The organism is Kitasatospora sp. NE20-6 (assembly GCF_045862635.1).
The window spans coordinates 75008-97312 of sequence record NZ_BPRL01000033.1 but is presented as its reverse complement, the minus strand read 5'-3'; the positions used below and the strand labels follow the sequence as shown (position 1 = coordinate 97312).

Here is a 22305-nt window from a genome sequence, read left to right as displayed (position 1 = left end):
TCATCCGACCCGACGCCCACTGGACCAGCCGACAACCCGATCAACCCCGCAAGCCCCGGACAAGCCGACTGTCCCGCCTCGCCTACCAACTCACCGCATAGCCCCGGCCGAAATACGCAACAGAGTCACCCGCGACGCCAAAGGCAACGGCGTTGCCGATCTGGTGGCACTACGATCAGCTGATGCTCCTGGCCCGATCCATCCGGGTCGCACCCGCACGGCATCTCGTCCCGAGCGCCACGAGGTACGAAGAAGGGGAACGCCGATGGACCAGGTCGCAGCTGACGGACCGGAAGCCGGACGCCCTGAGCCGGACGATTTCGACCGACGACAGTCCGCCCTCTTCGACACCGTCCGCCGGGGCCGGGCCGTCGACGACCCGGACGGCGACCTGTGGCGGGTCGACTGGGCGACCGATGTCGACCTGGACCCCCGGCTGATCTGGCAGGTGCGGGTCGGACCGGTCGTGGCCAGCGCCTGGGGCGAGGTCGACGGCCGGCCCCAACTGGCCACCGCCGTCAGGGCCGACGAACGGCCACCGGCAGACCCGAAGCTCCGAAGGCACCGGCTGGAGGTCCGGGACGTCCGGTCGGGCCGGGTCCGCACCGTGGAGTGCGAGGTACCCGTCCGCCTCCTGGCCTTCGCCCCCGACGCCACGGAACCGCTGCTCGTCTCCGGCCACGATGACGACACGGTGCGGATCTGGGCCCTCGCCGACCTCGCGCACCGCCGGACGATCGATGTCGGCGGCAGCCCGGACAGCCTGGCGGTCCTCGGCAGCGGGCCTGACACCCGGCTGCTGGTCGAAACCGGTTGGGGCCGCCTCGGACTCTGGGACCTCACGACCGGCGCGCGGCTCCGCCTTCCGCACCTGCCGCCCGTCATCGGGATCAGCCCCGGCGCCCTCGCGGACGGGAGCGCGGTCGTGCTGCTCTCGGACGAAGGAGTCCTGCTGTGGAACCCGGACGACAACCAGGTGCGGCAGCTCCCCGTCCCTGCGGGGCTACGCCCGATCCGGTGCGCCACCCTGTGGCGGTCGGACGGTCGGGAGCTGCTGACCGTCCGCGACGAGCAGGACGCCCACGCCACCATCGACCTGACGACAGGTCAGCACGAACTGCTCACGGCACACATGTACCCCGTCCCGGACCGGCTGATGCAGTCCAGGCCGGGGCTGGGACCGCGGAGCAATCCGACCGTGACGGGACCGGCCCTCGCCGTGTCCACCAGGTGGAACGTCCACCTCTGGGACGCACGGACCATGCGGCCGCTCGGACCGCCCCTCGCCGGACCCGTCGCACGGGCCGCCGTTGAGGCCGTCCGCCGGGAGGGGTGCGACCTCCTGCTGACCTCCTCCGAGCAGGACGGCGTGGTCGCGCTCTGGGATCCGGCCGTCCCCGTGGACCGCAAGCCCGGCCACCGTCAGCGGCTGGCGGGCGTCACCGTCACCGAGCCGGACGGTGTGGTGGTCAGCGTCGACGAAGGCGGAACCCTGGTGGCCCGCCGCGCCGCCGACGGCACCCTGCTGACCGTGCCCCTCGCCACCGAGGTCGTGGTGACCAGGTCCCTGGCCGCCTGGACCGACAACGGCCGTCCGCACGCCGCCACCGGCTCCGGCTCCCGGCACGACCCGGATCCGCACCTGTACCGCTGGGACCTGGCCGCGGGCGGCCCTTCCGGCGCACCGGACCGCACCGACAGCGACATCGTCCGCTGGGCCGTCCACCGGCGTCTGCGCACCGGCGACGCGCTGGTCGTCCACGGGTACGGGGACATCACGTTCCTGAACCCCCCGGACGGGGCAGTCCTCGCCGCGATTCCCGTGGACACCGAGACGGGCACCACCGGATTCGTGGTCAGCACGGTCGACGGGCACGTGACCGCCGCGCTGTCGTCCTACGACGAACCGGCCCGACTGTTCGATCTGGACGACCCGTCGCCCACGTCGGAGATCGTGCCGGGAACCGAGGACCACCCCCTGCTGGCACTCCTCGACGGCCGGCTCGTCACCGTCCACTCCGAGTACACGGCCGAGGGCGCCACCGTACTCCGTACCTGGGACCGCACCGGCCGACCTGCGGGCCCGGAACTAGACGGCCCGGCCGCCGTCACCGCCGTCGCGGGCATCCGCTGGCCCGAGCTGTACGTGGCCCGCGCCGACCGCACCCTCACCCTGATCGACCTGAGCACCGGCAGGCCGTCCGCCCGTCCGCTCCTGCTGCCCGGTGCCGCAGTCTGCCTCGCGGCCACCGCCGACGGGGGCGTGGTGGTGGGGTTCGGCCAGGACGTCGCACTCGTTCGTCCGCCGGTCCGGGAAGGCGATTGAGGAAAAGGGCCGGGGTGCCCCCGAAAGGGCACCCCGGATTTCACTTCTTCGGTCCGGTCCATTCGACCCAGAACTTGGGATCGAAGGGTATGCCGTGTTTGGCGAACGCCTCCATGGCAATGGATTTCATACTGCAGAAGCCTGGCAGACTCGTGTTCCTGTAGTGGCCGGAGGCGTTCTGTATGAACGAGATTGCTCCTTCGGCATCCACATCGAAAATTCCGGCCAGGTGAACGGCCTGGTTGCCCGCGAGCGAGGTGTGGCCTCCCCCCTTTTTCCCGACGCGGGACAAGTCTCTGTCGTGCATGGCGTGGAGCGAGCCGTCCTTGCGGACGACGAACGTGTAGCTACCCTCGGCCAGCTCGCTGTTCGCGCCGACCTTCTTGGCGTTGGCGCTCGGCGAGAGACGGGGCTGCTTGGACGAGTCGCTGGGGCCGTCGGGGTGGTCTCCGCTCCGGCCGGGCTCCCATTCCTTCGTCTCGCAGTTGTGGACGAGGAGTGAGGTTCCACCTGCCTTGACGTAGTAGGTGTGCAGGTCCGCCACGGTGAGGTCGTGGGTGACTGCGTCCCGGTGGTAGTTGCGGACGTCCGTGACCGTGACGGTGCTGCCGTCGAGGGCCTGGACCTGGTCGCCGGGGGTGAGGTCGTGGGCCTCGGTCCAGCGCTTCGCGGTGATGTTCCACAGCGGGTGGTGCCAGGTGGTGGTGAGGCCGGCGGACTCCTGCCCGCTCGTCGCGTCCTTCCGTTCGGTCCGCAGCGTCAGGTCGGTGAAGTCCCGGTCGTCCGGGGTGGTGATGGTGGCCACCACCGGCTCCGCGCGGGTGACCCCGCTCTGCGGGTCGGTGGCGGTGACCGCGTCGCCCGCCTTCAGCTGGTCGATGGCCTTGGTGCTGCCGTCGGCCAGTTGGACTTCGGTGCCCGGCAGGAAGCTGTGGACGCAGTCGGGTGTACTGGAGGCGCTGTCGGGTTTCGCCTTCGCGTCCTCGGCCGCCTTGGCGGCCGCCTGTTCGGCCTCGGCCGCTTCGTGCTCGGCCTTGCGGGCCACGGACAGGCCTTCTTCGGCGCCCTTGGCGACGCGTTCGGCACTGCGGATCGCGCTGTAGGCCTTCTCGCCCTCACGCCACAGCTTGAACGCCTTGATGCCGACCTTGACGGCCTTGAAGACCTTGGCCCAGGGCACGAAGTTGAGGGCGGTGTTGACACAGCCCATCACGTCGCCCTTGGTGAAGCAGTCGCGGGCGTCGTTGAATCCGATCAGGTCGCCGACCACGTCGACGATCTTGCTGATCAGCTCCTCGCGTGCCTGCTTCGCCTTGGCGAGCGCCTCGTCGGCGGCCTGCTTCTGACGGAGCGCCTCGTTGGAGGCGTCCTGCGCGGCCTTGCTGGCCGGGCTGGTGGTGGCGCTGCCGTTGCCGGATCCGCCACCGCCGCCACCGCCACCGCCACCACCGCCACCGCCGCCACCGCTGCTCGGGGGCACAGGGGGGTTGACGCCGCGGCAGGTGCCGTCGTCCATGACCAGGCAGGTGCCGGCCGGGTCGGACCCGTCGACCGGGTTGTTGTTCGCGTAGGCGTAGCCGTTCCAGGACTGCGGATCGGCGGCGTCGAACAGCGGGTCGACGGAGAGGAAGCGTCCGGTGGCCGGGTCGTACTGGCGGGCCCCCAGGTTGGTGAATCCGGTGCCCTCGATGGTGCCGCCGACGAAGCCCCTGTCACCGGCCCAGGTTCCGGCGCCCGGCTGGGTGCCGCGGGCGTTTCCGAAGGGGTCGGTGGGACGTCGGACCACGGTCAGGTTGGCGGCGTCCATCTGCACGCCGTCGGTGCCGTGCGGGTCGGATGCCTGGTAGTTGAGCGTGGTGCCGCCGGTGTCGACGGTGCTGCGGGCGACGGTCAGTCCGCCGGGAGCGGTGTAGTAGCGGGTGGCGGACAGCTTGTGGGTGGCCGTGTCGAGGACGACCTCGTCGGTGCCGAGCCGGAGCGTGGTCTTGCCGCCGCTGCGGCGGACCAGCTGGCTCCCGTCCGGGCTGTAGACGTAGCTGGTGTCGCCGGAAGCCCCCGTGTCGTGCACCTTGGCGAGCTTGCCCTGGTTGTTCCAGGTCAGGGTCTTGGTACCGGCGGTGTCGGTGACGGAGGTGGTGTTACCCGTCGCGTCGTAGGTCGATGTGGCGATCTTGCTGGTGCCGCCCGCGCTCGTGGTCGAGGTGAGCAGCGCGTGCGGTCCGCCGGTGCCGCCTCCGGTGGCGGGATCGGTGCTGACGGTGTTGGGGCCGGTGGCGAAGGTCTGGTCGGTCTGCTTGTCGTTGACGACCGCGCCGGTGGTGTCGTGCCGGACCAGCTTGGTGCGGTTGCCGGTCAGGTCGTACGAGTAGGACTGCCAGTACGGGGCCGGTCCGCCGATCCGGGCGGAGGCGGTGAGTGCGGTGGGTTCGACGGCGTTGGTGCAGCCGCCGATGCCGGACACCGACGGTGCCGGGGCGGTGGTGGTGGTGCCCTTGTCGGTCCATGCCGCGGTGAGGCGGCCGAGGTAGTCGTAGGTGAAGCACTGCAGGTCGGTGTCGGAACCGTCCTGGACGGTCTTCACCGAGGTCATCGACCCCATCGGGTTGTAGGTGTAGTCGGTGAGGTCGACGTGGGTGGTGGTCGCGGTCTGCTTGTCCAGGGTGGACTGCACGGTCTTGCCGCTGCCCGGGTCGTACTGCTGGGTCGAGACGACCTGCTTGCCGGACTTGCCGACCGTGGTGCGGGTGGCCCGGCCGAAGACGTCGTACTTCATGTCCTGGACGTAGTAGTCCAGGCCGCTGGAGGTCTTGAAGTTGCCGTCGATGTCGAAGGAGAAGCCGACGGTCTCGGCCTTCAGGCCGGCGACGGCCGGCAGCCCGGTGCTCTCCATCATGCCCAGGACGTCGGAATAGCCCATGGACAGGGTGTAGGTGCCGGCCAGTTCGGTCTCGCCGGTGATCGACGGGATCGTCATCGACGTCCCGGTCGGCCGGTAGTTGAGGTCGTAGCCGGTGACCCTGCTGACGTAGGCGACCCGCCCGCCGCCGTTCGGCGCGTCGGCGTAGGTGGTCGACGTGTCGGGTTTGCCCAGGACCTGCGCGTCGTAGGTCCACGAGGCGATCTTCTTGCTGGCATCCGTGGTGGCGGTGCCGTCGTACTGCGCGACCTGGCGGCCCAGCAGATCGTAGACGGCGCTGGTCGAACTGCCGCGCGCGTCGGTGGTGGTGACGGCGTGTCCGGCCTTGTCGTAGACCATCGTCGACGTACCGGTGTCCGGGGTCGTGGTGCTGGTCGCCTGGCCGAGCTGGTCATAGGTGTAGGTCCACCGGTGTGCCGGGTTGCTGCTGTCCTGGCGCCAGCTCGGGCGGCCGGAGATGTCGTACCCGAAGGTCGTCGCGTCGTAGGCGCCGGTCGGGGTGGCGGACTTGTACTGCCGTGCCTCGACGACGGCGCCGGTGGCGTCGGTGATGGACGCGGTGGCGTAGCCGCCGGTGGGCGGGATGTTCTCGGTGCGTTCGGCGCCCGGGTAGGACGTCGTGCTGCGCCACTGCTCCTGGCCGTAGGAGACGAACTTGGCGGCGGTGACGCGGCCGAGGCCGTCGTACTCGTTCCAGGTCTGCGTCGGGACCTGGGAGTCCTGCGGGAGGAAGACCGTCGCGACCGGGCCGGAGTCCGCGTTGTAGTACGACGGGGTGGCCTTGATCTGCCAGCCGTGGGAGTCGAAGGTCGCCTCGGAGATGAGGCGGCCGACCTGCCCGTAGACGGGGATCGACTGCGACTGGCGGACGCGGCCGAGGCCGTCGTAGATCTGCAGGCTCTTGCCGTAGGTGCCGTCCTCGCGGATGCTCTCGCTGGTGACGACAGACGGGGACGCCGTGCCGTTCAGCGCGTACGTGAACTTCCGGTTGGGGGCGTCGTAACCGTCGGTGTCCGCCGGGTCGCGGCCGGGCAGCCAGACCGCGGTGAGGCGGCCGAGGGCGTCGTACGCCTCCTGGGTGGTGCGCCCGTTCTCGTCGGTGATCCTGGTGGGCAGACCGCGGGCCGGGTCGACGGTCGTGGTGGACTTCCAGCCGAGCGGGTTGGTGACCTCGACCTTCGAGGGCAGCTCGCCGGTGGCGGGGGTGTACGCCGTGGTGGTGGTGGCGCCGTTCTGGTGGGTGCTGTCGGTGCGGTTGGGGTCGGTCGTCGAGACCTGGCGGCCGTAGCCGTCGAACTGGGCCCTGGCGGTCACCCGGTAGGTCGGGGTGTTGCCCGGGCCGTAGGACTCCAGGACGCGGGTCTCGGTCTGGTCGGCCTTGTCGCCGATGGTGCCGAGCGGCTGGCCGTCGTAGAGGGTCAGCGCGTCGGCGATGGTGTTGGCCGCGGTGGGCGTCTGCCCGCAGGGGCCGGCCAGGGTGAGGATCCGGGACGGGAGTTCGACCAGCGCCGGGTTGCTGCCGGAGGCGTAGGTGACCGCGGTGCACTGGCGCTGCGAACCGTTGGTCGAGGTGTCGCCGAGGATGTCCGTGCTCAGGATGCGCCCGACGTGGTCCTCGTCGTAGGCGGCGTTGCGCTCGGTGGTCCGCCAGCTGCCGTCGGAGAGCAGCGAACGGGTCTGCACCTTGGCGGTGTTGAGGTAACGGGCCGTCACCTTGGGCAGGTTGCCGGGCTGGGTGTGGGTCGAGGTGATCTTCGACATCCACGGGGTGGTCAGCTCGCCGCCGACGACCTTGGCGCCGGCCGCGTCCGACTCGAAGTTCTGGGTCTCGCGGACGAATCCGGCCAGTTCCTCGGCGTCGGTGATGCTGCCGCCCCAGCTGTCGGGGACCTGCCCGCCCATGCCGCGCAGGAAGGTGGTCGTGGACTTGGTCCTGGGGCCGTCGGAGCCGTTGCCGGTCGTGGTGGTGACGGTCTGGTAGCCGCGGAAGTTGTCCCAGGTGCGGGTGTCGTCGTCGGCGAACTCGGAGTCGTTGCGGTGCCAGGCCGCGCCGCCGCCGTAGCTGTACTGGGTGTACTTGGCGACGGTGGCGGAGGTGACCAGCGACTCCTCGCTGATCGAGGAGACCAGGTACTTGTGGAACCAGTCGTTCACCGGTGCGGTGTTGGCCGGCGAGCCGGGCGGCACCCACTTGACCGGCATGCAGGCCATGGTGTTGCCGGACTCGGAGGCCGGCATGGTGTTGCCGGTGCGGGAGCACTCGACCGGCTTGTAGCCGACGGTGATCCGGCCGCCGGTCTCGGTGGTGATCTCCTTCATCCGGGGGCGGTTGAACTGCGGGACGGGCGGGACCAGTCCGTCGACCCGGTTGGCCATCTGCATGGCCTTGAAGGAGACGGCGGGCAGCGTGCTGTCGGCCTGGCCGTTCTTGCCGGTGCGCTGGACGGAGTTCAGCCACAGGGTCGGCGCGGTGCCGTCACCCGGGTCGGAGAACACCTGGTTGAGCGCCCAGGAGTCGACGACGCGGGCGGCGCCGCCCACGTAGACGGCGGTCTGCACACCGGTGAGCCGCTTGGATGTCCAGAACGTCGGGCCGTAGTTGGTGCAGGTACCGGTCGAGGCACATGCCTGGTCGAGCGGTGTGTCCGGCCAGGAGGACTGGTTGGCCGTGATGCGCTGGGCGTCGGTGCAGGTGATCGAGCCGGACGCGAAGCAGCGCTCCGAGGTGGTGAAGACGATCTTCGCGGCGGGGTTGCCGGCACCCTTGGAGGCGATCCGGTCGGCCAGGCGCAGGCCGTACTGGATCTCCGAGACGGTGGAGTACCGGTCGTACGCGGTGCGGGTGCCGGTGCCGTTGTTCTGGCCGCCGCCGCGCGCGTAGTTGTTGGACTCCTTGGCGTACTTGTACGTGATCAGGTTGCCGTGGAGGTCGACGATGTGGTCGAGGTTCCACTGCCAGCCCATCTGGCACCAGGACGCCAGGCCGGTGGAGGCGCTGTAGCAGGGGTCTCCGGCGTGCGGGTGGTACACCGGCACGGTGTTCACCGAGTTGGTGGCCGGGTCGGTGCCGTCGCCGCCGGGCAGGTGGTTGGCGCCGAACCAGTACTGGGTGCCGTCGGTGGTGGTGACCTTGAAGCCCTCACCGTTCCAGGCGCCGTTGTTCAGGCCGGTCAGCGGGGTGATCCGGGTGCCGTCGTCGCCCTGCAGGCGCAGCTCGCCGGTGGTGTCGTCCTTGACCACCGCGCCGGCGTGGCCGGCCAGGTTGAGCTGGAGCGACTGCCCGGCCCAGCACTCGTCGCCGGACATGTCGATGCCGGACTTGGCGCACGGCTTGTAGGAGCGGGAGATCGAGCCGGCCGAGTAGTCCCAGCCGTCACCGACCCAGCCGGACTGCGAGTTGTTGGCCGCCGTCCGGCCGTCGACCGACGAGGAGTCGTAGCCCAGCATCACGCCGGGGGCGGCTCCGCCGACCGCGGTCGGCATGTCGAAGGTGTACGAGTAGCTGAAGTTGCCGGAGCTGGAGCCGGCGCTCCAGGACGCGGACGGGCTGATCGGCGTCGCCGCGAACGAGCCAGAGGAGCCGGACGGGGCGGCCTGCGCGGACAGCACCATCGCGCCGGAGGACGCGGACGCGGCCTGCCCGGTGAACCCGGCCCGCACGATGCCGCCGCCGGTGCCGTCGAGGGCCGCCCGGGTGGTGCCCGCGGCGGGCGCCTCGGGCAGCTGTACGTCGGCGGTCAGCCGGCCCGTGAGCGGGTTCACGGTGGACCGGACGGGGGTGCTGCTGCGGCACTCGGCCTTGTCGGGCGTGGTGAGGGCGCACTCGGGCAGCTGCACCAGCCGGGCGCGGTCGGACCACATCGCGTTGCCGGTCAGCGCCTTGACGTCCAGGGAGACCTGGAACCGGTGGCCGGCCTTCGCGGATCCGCCGGCCCCTTCGAGCCTGACCACCGGGCCGGTCGAGCCGGTCGCCCCGGCCTTGCCGCGGTCGAGGACGTCGACCCTGACGGCGGGCGTGCCGGCCGCCGTGTCCTTCCCGGCGCCGAGGTCGGTCAGGAACACCGGTAGCTCGCCGGCCTGGACCTGTGCGGCGCCGCCGGATGCCGGGGCGGCTCCGCCGGTGAGCCGGCGGGCCGCCAGCTGCTCCTTCGACACCTCTTCGACCGGGACGGTCACCGTGCCGGACTTGACCGCGGCCGGGGTGGACGGCTTCCACTCCTGCGGCACTCCGCCGCCGCCCGGCGCGGAGGGCTTGCCCTCCGGGCGGCCGTCCACCGATTTCTCCTGCTGGAGCGGCGTGTTCGGCGGCACCCATATCTTCGGCGCCTTCTCGGCGAACACCGGTGGTGCGCCGATCAGTGACCCTGTAACGGCCACCAGCGTCAGCATCCCCACTGCCCGGAAACGGCCCCTCGACCGTTCCCGGAGCAGGGGCTGCATGCGCTTGACCCCCATGCGAATCTCCCCAAATCGACTGTTCCGGCGCACAACTGACGCCCCGCCATGGAGCGGGGCGGCGTCAGGACATGCGCGCCGATCACACCGAAAATAGAGAATGGATTTGCCTGCGCACCACCCCTCGATGGACAACTTCACCATCCCGTTATCGACCACGGAAAGGTCTCCGCCCGAAAGAGGAAACGCAAAAAGAAATGAGCCCGAAAACCGCCTCGGCGAGATCCGCCCGGTGAATTCCGGGCGGCTCGCCGAGGCGGCGGAAGGAGAAGGCCGGGGGCCTGCCTGCCGCCCCCGGCCGGGGCGGTGCGGTTGTCAGGCGACGGCGCCCGTGCCCCGCCAGCGCTGGGGGTAGCTCTGGTTGCAGTCGTAGATCTGCAGTTGCGTCCCATTGGCGATGTTGCCGCCGGGGATGTCGAGGCAGCGGCTCGACATCGGGTTGAAGATCGACCCGTCGGCGCGGAAGACCCACTGCTGGGCGGGGTTCCCGTCGCAGGCCCAGAGCTGGATCCTGGTGCCGTTGCCGGTGGCGGCGCCGGTCACGTCGATGCAGCGGCTGAGCACCTTGATGGTGCCGTTCGGCTGTGCGGTGGCGGCCTGGGCGGTGCTGTTGTTGCAGTCCCAGATCTGGACCGCGGTGCCGTTGGCGTCCGCCCCGAAGTTGACGTCGAGGCACTTGTTCGACCCGACGCCGACCGGCAGGTCCACGGCGATCCGGCCGGTGGTGGAGCCCGGGTCGGTCGAGTAGTCGTAGACCACCGCGTCGCTGGCACTGCCGTTGAACGAGCCGGCGTAGGCGCTCTTGTCCTGGTAGCTGCCGAGGATCAGCGGGGCGTTGTAGCCGAAGTGGCTGGTGCGGACCGCCGATCCGGCGAGCGCGCCGTTCACGTACAGGGTCATGACGCCGGTGCCTGAGTTGTAGCTGGCGGTGAGCCGGTCCCAGCGGTCCTGCTGGAAGCGGGCGGCGTTGGTGCCGGCCGAGGACGTGAGGTCGTAGTTCCAGGAGGAGTTGTCGCTGTTGGCGAGACCGAAGCGCCAGTTGGCGTCCTGGTCGGGCCAGAGGATGAAGCCGCTGGAGACGCTGCCCTTGGTGGAGAGCACCGGGTTCTGCTTGGTGCCGTCACCGGTGCTGGGCTTGGCCCAGATGCTGACGGTGAAGGACTTGGAGGTGTCGACCGTGAACCGGTTGGTCTGGGCGGACGAGTAGTCGATGACCGCGCCGGAGCTGGTGCCGTTCGGGTTCTGCCCCGCGAAGTGCGCGACGGTCGTGCTCTTGCCGTTGACCGTCTCGGTCGGGAAGGTCACCGTCGGGCTGGCCGTCATCGGGTACGTGCCGTACACGTCGGTGACGGCGGCACTGTCGAGCTTGAACCGGCCGAGGGCGCGCCGGGTGTCGCCCTGGTCGACCGGGGTTCCCTCGAAGCCGGTGACCGCGGTGGAGCCGGCGGTGACCGTGCCGGGCCAGACCTTCAGGTGCTTGGCGGCGTCGAGGGTCCAGAGGTCGGACCGGCCGTCCTTGTTGGCATCGCCGCTGGAACCGATCTGCGGGTAGGCGTCGGTGGTGAACTTCTGGGCGCCGACCGTCCGGGCGTTGGTGAGCGGGTCGACCAGGTTGCCGAAGTCGAGCAGGCCGGCGGCGTTGAGCGTGATGTCGTAGGCGCGGATGGTGCCGTCGGACTTGTCGCGGGTCCACAGGGTGGGCTGGGCGGTGCCGGCGGCGGTGCCGGGGTTGATCAGCTCGTAGTTGTCCCAGTTGGCGGAGGACACCTTGAGGGCGGGCGCGCCGATTTTGTTGGTGGGCTGGGCGCGGTAGAGCCAGAGGTTCCCGCCCTCGACGGTGATCACCGAGGTCTGGTTGACGGCGGTCATCGTGTCACCGGGGCTGACGGGCGCGTTCAGCGAACCGAGCGCCAGCAGCTGGGTCAGGCCGGTCCAGTTGGTGTTCCAGCCGTCCGGTGCCGTGGCGAGCGCAGTGCCGTCGAGGCCGACCCACGCCTTCGGCTTGGGCAGCAGTCCCGGGGCCTTGAAGGTGCCGTCGCCGTTGTTCTCGTACAGGTAGAGGTTCTTGGACAGTGCCGTTCCGCCGGAGGACGCGCTGGTCCAGACGATGGTGTCGTCGACCGCGCTGGGCATCTCGCGCAGCGAGCCGAGGTGCGTGGTGCGGACGGTCACGCCGGCGGTGGGGTCGCTCTTCCAGGTGGTGCTGCCGGGCGCGAGGCCGAGCGGGGCGGCCTGGGCGGTGGCCACGTCGTTGTCGAGGGTCATCACCCGCAGGTTGCCGAGGTCGTCGGGCAGAAGGATGTCTCCGCGGCCGTCACCGGTGAGGTCGCCGGGGGTCCCGGTGCCGATGCTCGGATCCCAGGGGGCGTAGAAGGTGTAGGGCATGGGCTGGCTGTAGTTGCCCGCCACGTCCATCGCCTGGACGAACAGGGTGTTGGTGCCCCAGAGCGTCGGCGTGAAGGTGAAGGTGCCCGAGCCGCTCTTGACGATGCCGCCGCCCGGCCCGTTGGGGTCGCTGCAGGACCAGCCGGTGACGGCGGTCGAGTCGGTGCTCCAGCGGACGCAGGCCACGCCGGAGGCGTTGAGGCCGTTGGCGGGCGCCGGGTCGCTCGCGGCGATGGCGAACGTACCGGGCTGGCGGACCTTCTTCACCGGGACGGCGTTCAGGGTGCCGCTGGCGGGGAAGTCGGTGGAGGCCACGGACACCTGCGGCGGGGTCTTGTCGACCCGGAAGTAGCACCACGGGGTGTCACCGGAGTTCAGCGAGCCGTCGGAGGCCGAGGATGTCCAGCCGTACTGGTGGCCGTCGGTGAGCCCGCCGATGGAGACGGTGGCGGTGCCGTAGGAACCGGCGCCGCCGTTGGTGGGCCAGAGGCTCCAGTTGCCGTCGTTGTCGTCCCAGACGTGGAAGTTTCCGGTGACACCGGCGCCGATCGGGGACCAGGCGTTGGAGCTGAGGTAGATGTTCTGGTTGGCGCCCACCCAGCCGGGGGCGTACCAGGCGCCGCCGCCCGGGGTCTGGCAGTCGTTGTGGACGGTGCCGAACGCCGGGTCGTTGGTGTAGCCCGGGGTGGGCGTGGTGCGCGGGTACCAGACGGTCGGCGCGATGTCGTAGTACGTGACGATGTGCGGGTTGGCGCCGAGGTGGTGGCGCAGCAGCTTGTCGTACTCGTCCTCGGCGGCGAACCCGACGGTCCAGTTCGGGATCTTCTCGTTGACGATCTTCTGCATCCACCAGGTCACGTCGTAGCTGAGCTGGCCGGTGCCGGTGATGTCGGAGTTGGCGGCCCAGGTGCAGCCGGTCATCTTGCCGTTGGTGCCGCACGGCTGGTTGTTCCAGGTGGTGGTGCCCTGGAAGGCCGGCGCGCTGTAGAGGTTGATGGTCGACCGGGTGCCCGGGGAGGACGCGCCGTTGACGTCGATCAGCAGGGTGGCGCGGTTGACGGTCGCGGTGCCGTGGTTGCCGTCCGCGAACAGGCCGCTCGGGGTGGAGAGCTGGTAGTACGACCGGTAGCGGCCGTAGCCGGTGCAGTCCGAGTAGCCGCAGTAGCCGACGCCCAGGCTGCTGAGCGTGTTCACGTTGGCGGTGTCGGCATGGTTCTCCTGGACCTGCGCGTTGACCTGGCGGCCGTTGTCGACACTGGTCTCGGGGTCGAGGTACCAGGGGCCCGTGCCCTTGCCGAAGGTGTTCTGATCGGGGGTCAGCACCAGTTCGGCAGAGCTGACGACGATGCCGATCGGGGCGACCGCGGCGCCCCTGCCGGGCCGATCGGGGCCGGAGGCGTCGGCGGCGTCCTGGGCCTGCTCGGCGCCGGGCGCGGCGAACAGCGACTTGGGCGCGGCAGCACCGGACTTCAGCAGCGGCGCCGGGGCGGGGGCCGTGCCGGAGTCCCACTGGAACGGGGTGGGCGCGTGGAACCGCGTGCGGCCCTGGCCGTCCTTGAACGAGACGTTGCCCGCGGCGTCGGCGTCGGCCTGCACGCCGGTGGTGCGCAGCGGGAAGTGCAGGGCCTTCAGCCGGGGGTCGGCGGCGGCCGCGGCGGTCTTGACGACGATCACGTCGCGCCAGCCGCCGTCGGGGCGGGCCGTCACCCGCAGGTCGACGTCCGGCAGGACGGAGGAGTAGACCGCGGTGGATCCGTCGAGGGTCGGCCTGGGCAGCGGGAACGGAGCGGTGATCGACATCGAGGTGCCGTCGGCGCTGGTGATGGTGGCCAGCGGGCCGCTGCCGCCGCCGGAGAGCACCAGGTCGGAGCCGGTGACCGCAGGGGTGACGGTGCCGTCGGCGTTGGCCTTCAGCGTCGCGTCGAGGGTCTGCCAGGAGCCGCTCCGCCTGGTCCGGACGTCCTGTGCGCGGGCGTCCGCGTACATGCTGCGGCCGTCGGTGTCGGCGAAGGTCTCGGTGGTCTCGGTGGTCAGCGCGTCGATCCGGACCGGCTTGCCGGTGCCCTTGGCCTGCTGGAGGGCCGTCCGGATCGCCTTGGTGTTCTCGGACTCGCCGGCCTGCGGGGCCGAGGTCGCGCTGTCGCCCCCGGGGGTTGGGGTGGCGTCGGCGGCCCAGACGGAGGGCGCGGACAGTGCGGTCAGGACCAGGGCGGTCGCTGCGGCCACGGCGGCCCGGCCGAGTGCGCCCCGATCGGACCGAACTCGCCCTGTGCGGGGTCTCGGTGAGGTGGTGTCGAACATCGCGGGTGCGGGTCTCCCTCCCAGCGGCCCCCCACTGCGGATGGGCGCTCGGTCGGGAACATTGCAGGCTTGGTGGAGATTAGGTCAAGTTGTTTCAACGGCTTGCCCGGCAATGTCCTGAATGACCGTCAGAATCGTTTCCGGCCGCATGACGGGAATTACATGCTTCGTCCACGTCGATGCACCGGGGCGGCCACCCGTCTCGACGGTCAGCTTTCGGGACGCAAATCCCCCGAGCCCGCCAAAAGCGACGGATCATCACTTTTTCCGTGGCCGAATCATCCCTTGTCACCATGTGGCAGACCCCGTGCCGGGAGAGACAGCACCATCTCGTCCACGTCCGTCGGCCGCCGCTGGCGCTTCTTGACGACCTGCGGGTCGAAGCCATCCTTCCGGCCCCGGCGCCCGGGCCACCTCGGTCTCCACCGGCCCGACATCGGTCAGCGCGGTTCCGGCCCGCACGCCGTTGCGGGAATTCCCGCTGCCCGCACCGGCCGGGGGTCGTGCTTCTCGTATCCGGGGTGGTCGGTGATCCCGCCCTCCGGCGCGGACCCCAGGACCCGCTTGGCGGGCTGCTGCAGCAGCCCGCCCTCGCCGGTCGGCCGCAGGCCGCTTGCGCGGGCCCGGTCGACCAGGTGCCCGGTCGACCGGCAGGTCCACCGGCACCACGGTCGGCCGGGCCTCATCGACCGCCTCGACTTCGACCGCCTCGACCCGGACGGTCACGTCGCTCATCAGGTGCTGCTTCCTTGACCAGGAGCTACCCCGATGACCGGACCCGCACCAGGGCCGGGTCAGGTCGACAGGTCGGTCATCTCCCCCAGTCCCAGGGTGCGCAGCGTGTGGTTGGCCATCTGCAGGTGGCCGACGGCGTTGGGGTGGGCGGGGTCGTCCAGCCAGGAGATCGGGTCGGCGTCGCCGAAGCGGGCGCGCCAGTGGGCCTCGTGGTCGACCAGCAGGGCGCCGGTGTCGCGGGCGATCTCGCGGACGGCCTCGCAGTAGGCGGGCAGTTCCGGCCGGGCCGGTCGGCCGGCCAGGCTGGTCAGGACGGGGGTGTGCAGCACGATCCGGGCGCCGGCCGTCCGGTCGACGATCGCGCGCATGGCGTCGTGGAACTCGGGGAGCCCGGCCAGGCCGGCGCGGGCGTCGTTGGTGCCGAGCGAGACGGACAGCACGTCGGGGGCGAACCGGCCCACCAGGTGGTCGTACGAGCCGAGGACGTCGACGGCGCGCCAGGCCGACACGCCGGTGTTCACGACGATGTCGGTCAGCCGGTCGAGCTGCCAGCGGACGCGCTCGTGGACGTGCTCGACCCACCCTCGCGCGCCGTACGTGTGCAGGACGGCCTGGGTGATGCTGTCCCCGGTCGCCACCCAGGTCATCGGCCGGTCCGGCAGCTCGATCATGCGGTTCTCCCCTGTTTTCCGTGCCCGGTGTGTTCCGTGTCCGGTCGGTCTTCGACCGGGTGCACATTCGATCATGGATCGCGGTCCGCCCCGCAGCGGGTCGGGGCCCCGCTTGTGCACCCGCACCCGCACCCGCACCCGCGGTATCCGGCACCGACTGCCTACTGCGGGTGCGGTACACCGAGTGTCTGCGGACGGCTGACGACAACGGACCTGCCGGACGGCAGGGTTGAGTACACCGGGGAAAGGGCCCGCGGTCCTCACGGGCCGGGACGGAACAACACCGTCAGCACCCGGCCCCGGCATTCGACCGTGCCCGTCGTACCGCGCCCGGCCCGCACCGCCCGTCCCGGCGGCGCGCGCCGCGGCCGTCGGACGTGCATGCGGCCGGCCCGGCAGCGGGCCCGAGAACCTGGAGTCCCGATGTCCGCGCTTGCCCGCTGGTGCCACCGGCACCGGCTCGTCACCGTCCTCCTGTGGGTGGGCCTGCTCGTGGGCCTGGGCGCAGCCTCGGGCGCCGTGGGCACCAAGTACAGCGACAGCATGTCGATGCCGGCCACCGAGTCGAGCAAGGCCCTGGACCTCCTCAGGGCCGACATGCCCGCCGCCGCGGGCGACACCGACACGGTCGTCTGGCACACGGACCACGGGTCGGTGAAGGACCCGGCGACCGAGGAGCGGATGACGAAGGCGCTGGAGGCGATCGCCGGCAGCCCGTCCGTCGCCTCCGTCGTCGGCCCGTACGACCCGCAGGGCGCCCAGCAGGTCAGCGCGGACGGGTCGACCGCGTACGCCCAGGTCACCTTCACCAAGGACGCCCGGGACGTCCCGGTGGCCGACGTCGACCGCGTGATCGAGCTCGCGGAGGACGCCCGGACGGACGGCCTGGACGTCCAGCTGGGCGGGCAGGCGATCCAGAACACCGAGAGCGAGATGGGCGCCACCAGCGAGCTCATCGGCATCGTGGCCGCCCTGGTCGTGATGACGCTGGTGTTCCGTTCGCTCTGGGCGGCCGCGCTGCCGATCCTCACGGCGGTGGCCGGGGTGGGCACCGGTGTCATCGGCACCGGGCTGCTGAGCCACGGCATGAGCGTCGCCTCGGTCGCACCGACGCTGGGCGTCCTGGTGGGGCTGGGCGTCGGCATCGACTACGCGCTGTTCATCGTCAACCGGCACCGCAAGGGCCTGATGGCGGGCCTGAGCGTGCAGGAGTCGGTGGTCAAGGCGCTGAACACCTCCGGCCGGGCGGTGCTGTTCGCCGGCCTGACCGTGGTGATCGCGCTGCTGGGCATGCTGATCCTCGGCATCGGCTTCCTCAACGGCATGGCGATCTCCGCCGCGCTCACCGTCGCGATGACCGTCCTCGCCGCGATCACCCTGCTGCCGGCCATGCTCGGCATGCTGAAGCTGCGCGTGCTGAGCCGGGCCCAGCGCCGTCGGCTGGCCGAGGAGGGGCCGTCCGCGCTGCCGACCTCCGGCTTCTGGGCCCGCTGGGCACTGCGGGTGCAGGCCCGGCCGATCGGCAAGGCGGTGGTGGCCCTGCTCGTGATGGTCGCGGTGTCGCTGCCGGTGTTCTCGCTGCGCCTCGGCACCTCCGACGCCGGCAACAACCCGCAGTCCACCACCAGCCGACAGGCGTACGACCTGATGGCCGACGGCTTCGGTCCCGGTTCGAACGGCCCGCTGCTGCTGGTCGCCGAAGCACCCGGACCGCAGGAGCGCGCGGCCCTGGACGGCCTCGTCGCCGAGCTGAAGGGCGTGGACGGGGTGGCCCAGGTGGCGGCGGCCCCGATGCAGGACGGCCGGCAGATCGCGACCGTCCGCGTGGTGCCGACCACCTCCCCGCAGTCCGCGGAGACCTCCGAGCTGATCACCGACCTGCGGGACCGGGTGATCCCGCAGGCCGAGGCGGGAACCGGCCTCAAGGTGTACGTCGGCGGTGCGACGGCGACCGCGGCCGACTTCGCGGACGTCCTGATCGGCAAGCTGCCGCTGTTCATCGGCATCATCGTGGGGCTGGGCTGCCTGCTGATGATGGTCGCCTTCCGCAGCGTGCTGGTGCCGCTGATCGGTGTGGCGATGAACCTGCTCACCATGGGCGTGGCGTTCGGTGCGATCGTCGCGGTCTTCCAGTGGGGCTGGGGGTCCGAGGCGCTCGGTGTCGGTGCGGCCGGCCCGGTGGAGGCCTTCGCCCCGGTGATGATCATCGCGATCCTGTTCGGCCTCTCGATGGACTACCAGGTCTTCCTGATCAGCCGGATGCACGAGGAGTGGACCCACACCCGGGACAACCGGCGGGCCGTCCGCGTCGGCCACGGCGAGACCGGGCAGGTCATCACCGCGGCCGCGGTCATCATGGCGTGCGTCTTCGCCGCCTTCGTCTTCGCCGGGCAGCGCATGATCGCGGAGTTCGGCATGGGCCTGGCACTGGCCGTCCTGCTCGACGTCCTCGTGCTGCGCATGGTGCTCGTCCCCGCGCTGATGCACCGCTTCGGCCGGGCCAACTGGTGGCTGCCCCGCTGGCTCGACCGGCTGCTGCCCCACGTGTCGGTGGAGGGTGAACCCGACCCGGCGCCCGTCCCCGACCCGGAGCACGAGCCGATACCGGCCGTCACCCGCTGACCACGTCCCGACGTCCCCGCTGCACGTCGGGGCCCGGACCGGCACACCGCCGCTCCGGGCCCCGACTGCGTACGGTGAAGGAGTGCAGATGGCCGACAGGATCAGAGGGTGGCTCCACGCGCGGCCGCTGATGAACGGCTTGGCCCTGGCGCTGGGGTGCTTCGTGCTGATCGCGCCGGTCACCGCCGCCACGGCCTACCACCAGGACGCCTCGATCACGCTGTACCTGGTGCTGCTCGCGGTGTCCTGCGTGCCGCTCCTCGTCCTCCAGCGGTGGCCGGTGGGCGTCGTGGCGGTGACGGTGCTGATCGGGGTGGTCGAGTTCACCGTGATCCCGGTGGCCGGTCCGCCACCGGCGGCGGTCGGCGTCGCCCTGTACGCGGTGGCGAGCCGCACCGACCGGCGGACCGCCTGGCGGACGGGCATCTGGGCGGCCGGCGCCCTCACCGCCGCCTCGCTGATCACCAGCCCCGGCGTCGAGGACCTCCCGCAGAACCTCGGCCTGATCGCCTGGACGTTCCTGTCGGTCGCCATCGGCGACGCCGTCCGCAGCCGCCGCGAGCTGCTGGCCTCCGTGGTGGAACGCGCGGAGCGGGCCGAGCGCACCCGGGAGGAGGAGGCCCGCCGTCGGGTCACCGAGGAACGGATGCGGATCGCCCGCGAGCTGCACGACGTCGTCGCCCACCACATCACCCTCGTCAACGCCCAGGCCGGTGTCGCCCACCACCTGATGCGCACCGACCCCGAACACGCCTACCAGGCCCTGGAACGGATCCGCGACACGAGCCGGGCCGCGCTGGACGAGCTGCGCGCGACCGTCGGCCTGCTCCGGTACAGCGGCGACCAGGCCGCGCCGCGCGAACCCGCCCCCGGGCTGGCCGGCCTCGACGACCTGCTCGACTCCTTCCGCCACTCCGGCCTGTCGGTGGTGCTGGAGCGCACCGGCACCCCCGTGGACCTTCCGCAGATCACCGACCTGACGGCCTACCGGATCATCCAGGAGGCCCTCACCAACACCCACAAGCACGCGGGCGCCGTCACCGCGCACGTCCGCCTCGGCTTCGGCACCGAGACGCTGCGGCTCACGGTCGAGGACGACGGGCGCAACCCAGCCCACGGTACGCACGGCCGTCCGGGCAGGCCCGCCGGCCCTGGCGCCGTACCCGGTACCGGTGCTGGTACCGGTGGCGGTGGCGCAGGTGTCGGCACCGGTACCGGGCACGGCATGATCGGGATGCACGAACGCGCCCGTGCGGTCGGCGGCACCCTCGCCGCCGGTCACCGCCCCGGCGGAGGCTTCCGCATCGACGCCGAACTCCCCCTGCCCACCGACACCGGCCGGAAGGTCTGCCGCCCATGACGATCCGCGTCCTGCTCGCCGACGACCAGGCCCTGCTGCGGGGCACCTTCCGGCTGCTCATCGACTCCGCACCCGACCTGGAGGTGGTCGCCGAGGCCGGCACCGGCCGGGAGGCCGTCGAACTGGCCCGCAGCGCCCGCGCCGACCTCGTCCTGATGGACATCCGGATGCCCGAGCTGGACGGCCTGGCCGCCACCCGGCTGATCACCGAGGACGACGACCTCGCCGGGGTCAAGGTGCTGGTGCTGACCACCTTCGAGAGCGACGAGTACGTCGCCGAGGCGCTACGGGCCGGGGCGAGCGGCTTCCTCGGCAAGGGCATCAACCCGGAGGAGCTCCTGGAGGCGATCCGGGTGGTCGCCGCGGGCGACGCCCTGCTCTCACCGGCGGCGACCAAGGCCCTGATCGGCCGCTTCCTCGCCCAGCCGGCGCCGCGGGACCGCAGCGCCCTCCCCCGCCTCGACGTGCTCACCGCCCGCGAACAGGAGGTCGTCGCCCTGGTCGCCGCCGGGCTCTCCAACGACGACATCGCCGAGCGGCTGTTCGTCACCCCGCTGACGGCGAAGACCCACGTGAACCGGGCGATGGCCAAGCTCGGTGCCCGCGACCGCGCCCAGGTCGTGGTGATCGCCTACGAGAGCGGCCTGGTCCGCCCGGGAAACGGCAGGCAGGCCGAGACCGGCTGACCCAGCGCCGACCCGGGCGCCGACCTGGGCTCCGACGCGAACGGCGGCCTGGGCGGCGGCCCGGCGCAACCGCCCGGCTGGGGCCCGGGCCTGCCCACCACACCGGATCCGTCCACCAGCCACCACCCACCACCCTTGACAGTACGTCATCAACGCAGGTCAGGGCGGTCGGTGTCGATCCGTCACCGATGTTCCGTACTGCCCCCGGGCGGGGCCGGGCGTGTGGTGCAATGCCGGGACGGCAGGGTCGGGGCGCGATCCGAAGGGGAACGTCGTGCGGCAGGGGCAGGTTCTGGCCGGGCGCTACCGGCTGGAAGCAATGCTGGGCCAGGGCGGGATGGGGCACGTCTGGGGTGGGCGGGATCTGGACCTCGACCGGCCGGTCGCGGTGAAAGTCGTGCCCGACGCGTCGAGGGAGGATCTGGCGGCCCGCCTCCGCAGGGAGGGCCGGATCATCACCTGGCTGAACGAGCACCGGCACCCGTCGATCGCGACGGTGTTCGACGTCGGCGACCACGACGGATGCCTGTACCTCGTCATGGAGCTGCTGCCCGGCAGCGATCTCCAGACCGTCACCGGACGCCACCCGCTGGGCCTGGAGGTCCGGATGGTGATCGACTACGGCATCCGGATCGCCGAGAGCCTGGCGGCGGCCCACGAGGCCGGCATCGTGCACCGGGACGTCAAGCCCGCCAACATCATCGTCACCGAGGACGGCGGGGTGAAGATCTGCGACTTCGGCACCGCCCAGATGGCCGGCTCGACGGCGGGGCTCGCCGACCACTTCGGCCGGATGGGCACACCGCGTTTCATGGCGCCGGAGCAGTTCGCCGACCGGCGGACCGACGCCCGCACCGACCTGTACGCGCTGGGCTGCACCCTCTACACCCTGCTCACGGGCACGCCGCCGTTCAGCGGCACGTTCACGGAGCTCCGGCGGCGGCACCTGGAGGAACGCCCTCCGTCGGTCCGCAGCCACCGGGACGACGTCCCGCAGGACCTGTCCGCCCTGGTCGGCGACCTGCTGGCCAAGGAGCCCGCCGACCGGCCCCGCGACGGACGGGTGGTGGCGCAACGCCTCCGCGCCGTCCGAGCCGCGGGCCGATGACCGGTCGCCGCCGAACCGTCCCGCCGCTCAGCACAGCACAGCCCGCACAGCACAGCCCGCGCAGCACAGCCCGCGCAGGCGACCGCCCGGCGGCGGTCCCCGAGGGGATCGCCGCCGGGCGGTGCACCAGCTACGGCGTACCGGTTCCGGCTGTTCAGGGCTGCCGGGCGGCGGTCAGGTGCCGTTCGGCGCTGCCGTACGGGCGGGCTCGCCCGCGAGGCCGTACCGGCGACGGAACCGTTCGACCCGGCCGGCGGTGTCCAGCACGCGGGCCTCACCGGTGTAGAAGGGGTGTCCGGCCGACGAGACCTCGACGTCGACGACGGGGTAGGTGCGACCGTCCTCCCACAGCACGGTCCGGGCGGCCCCGCCCGCGTCGCGGCCCGCGGCCGTCGAACGGGTCAGGAAGGCGTAGCCGCTCGCCTTGTCGCGGAAGACGACAGGGCGGTACGCGGGGTGGATGCCGGTCTTCATGGGGTGCTCCTCGGGTCGTCGGAGGGGGCGGGGACGGGGACGGTTGCCGGGTTCAGCGCTCCTCGCGGAATTCGACGTGCCGCCGGAGGGCCGGGTCGTACTTGCGCAGCACGAGCCGGTCGGGGTCCTGGCGGCGGTTCTTGCGGGTGGCGTAGGTGTAGCCGGTCCCCGCGGTGGAACGGAGCTTCACGATCGGACGCAGGTCGCTGCGGGCCACGGTGACTCCTTCTGTTTCTGTCGTGTCGTTCGTCGTACACGGGCATCA

General features: G+C 71.4%; 10 protein-coding genes and 1 pseudogene. 5 read left to right on the top strand and 6 right to left on the bottom strand.

All coding sequences use genetic code 11. The features are described 5' to 3' along the window. The first annotated feature begins 265 nt into the window (after window positions 1-265). The gene (locus tag SNE206_RS22525; protein WP_407915280.1) at window positions 266-2326 is read left to right on the top strand and encodes a hypothetical protein; all 2061 of its coding nucleotides are present in this window, start codon (window positions 266-268) and stop codon (window positions 2324-2326) included. Between the two features lie 40 nt (window positions 2327-2366). Here SNE206_RS22525 and SNE206_RS22520 read toward each other — a convergent pair whose 3' ends face one another. From SNE206_RS22520 to SNE206_RS22505, 4 genes and pseudogenes are all read right to left on the bottom strand, one after another. Continuing rightward, window positions 2367-9698 (bottom strand): polymorphic toxin-type HINT domain-containing protein, encoded by a 7332-nt coding sequence (locus SNE206_RS22520; protein WP_407915279.1) that lies wholly within the window; start codon window positions 9696-9698, stop codon window positions 2367-2369. 315 nt (window positions 9699-10013) lie between these two features. Then, window positions 10014-14309: a ricin-type beta-trefoil lectin domain protein gene (locus tag SNE206_RS22515; RefSeq protein WP_407915278.1), complete on the bottom strand. Its 4296-nt coding sequence runs from the start codon at window positions 14307-14309 to the stop codon at window positions 10014-10016. A gap of 362 nt (window positions 14310-14671) precedes the next feature. Then, window positions 14672-15070: pseudogene (locus SNE206_RS22510) on the bottom strand (transposase); the annotation flags it as partial. Window positions 15071-15178: 108 nt separating this feature from the next. Continuing rightward, window positions 15179-15790 carry an SGNH/GDSL hydrolase family protein gene (locus tag SNE206_RS22505; protein WP_407915277.1) on the bottom strand — a complete coding sequence of 204 codons (612 nt, stop codon included), beginning with the start codon at window positions 15788-15790 and terminating at the stop codon, window positions 15179-15181. A gap of 423 nt (window positions 15791-16213) precedes the next feature. On the opposite strand from SNE206_RS22505, the gene SNE206_RS22500 reads away from it, so the two are divergent. The 4 genes from SNE206_RS22500 (at window position 16214) to SNE206_RS22485 (ending at window position 21566) form a co-directional block, all read left to right on the top strand. Next, window positions 16214-18412, top strand: coding sequence for an MMPL family transporter (locus SNE206_RS22500; RefSeq protein ID WP_407915276.1), 2199 nt, complete (start codon window positions 16214-16216; stop codon window positions 18410-18412). Between the two features lie 88 nt (window positions 18413-18500). After that, window positions 18501-19772, top strand: a complete 1272-nt coding sequence (locus SNE206_RS22495; protein ID WP_407915275.1) for a sensor histidine kinase — start codon at window positions 18501-18503, stop codon at window positions 19770-19772. Beyond that, a complete protein-coding gene (locus tag SNE206_RS22490; RefSeq protein WP_407915274.1) occupies window positions 19769-20458 on the top strand; it encodes a response regulator in 690 nt (229 codons plus the stop codon). The genes SNE206_RS22495 and SNE206_RS22490 overlap by 4 nt, the downstream gene beginning before the upstream one ends. 274 nt (window positions 20459-20732) lie before the next feature. Beyond that, the gene (locus SNE206_RS22485) at window positions 20733-21566 is read left to right on the top strand and encodes a serine/threonine-protein kinase (protein ID WP_407915273.1); all 834 of its coding nucleotides are present in this window, start codon (window positions 20733-20735) and stop codon (window positions 21564-21566) included. A gap of 174 nt (window positions 21567-21740) precedes the next feature. On the opposite strand, the gene SNE206_RS22480 is transcribed toward SNE206_RS22485, so the two are convergent. Both SNE206_RS22480 and rpmG read right to left on the bottom strand, forming a co-directional pair. After that, on the bottom strand, window positions 21741-22040 hold the full coding sequence (locus tag SNE206_RS22480) for a type B 50S ribosomal protein L31 (protein ID WP_407915272.1): 300 nt from the start codon (window positions 22038-22040) through the stop codon (window positions 21741-21743). A 52-nt stretch (window positions 22041-22092) separates the two neighbouring features. Next, window positions 22093-22257, bottom strand: coding sequence for a 50S ribosomal protein L33 (rpmG, locus tag SNE206_RS22475; RefSeq protein WP_407915271.1), 165 nt, complete (start codon window positions 22255-22257; stop codon window positions 22093-22095). Window positions 22258-22305 lie beyond the last annotated feature (48 nt).

Bases quoted from the DNA above. Each gene is read 5' to 3' on its own strand.
- SNE206_RS22525 (WP_407915280.1), top strand. From the start codon at position 266: ATGGACCAGGTCGCAGCTGACGGACCGGAAGCCGGACGCCCTGAGCCG.
- SNE206_RS22520 (WP_407915279.1), bottom strand. From the start codon at position 9,698: ATGGGGGTCAAGCGCATGCAGCCCCTGCTCCGGGAACGGTCGAGGGGC.
- SNE206_RS22505 (WP_407915277.1), bottom strand. From the start codon at position 15,790: ATGATCGAGCTGCCGGACCGGCCGATGACCTGGGTGGCGACCGGGGAC.
- SNE206_RS22500 (WP_407915276.1), top strand. From the start codon at position 16,214: ATGTCCGCGCTTGCCCGCTGGTGCCACCGGCACCGGCTCGTCACCGTC.
- SNE206_RS22495 (WP_407915275.1), top strand. From the start codon at position 18,501: ATGGCCGACAGGATCAGAGGGTGGCTCCACGCGCGGCCGCTGATGAAC.
- SNE206_RS22490 (WP_407915274.1), top strand. From the start codon at position 19,769: ATGACGATCCGCGTCCTGCTCGCCGACGACCAGGCCCTGCTGCGGGGC.
- SNE206_RS22480 (WP_407915272.1), bottom strand. From the start codon at position 22,040: ATGAAGACCGGCATCCACCCCGCGTACCGCCCTGTCGTCTTCCGCGAC.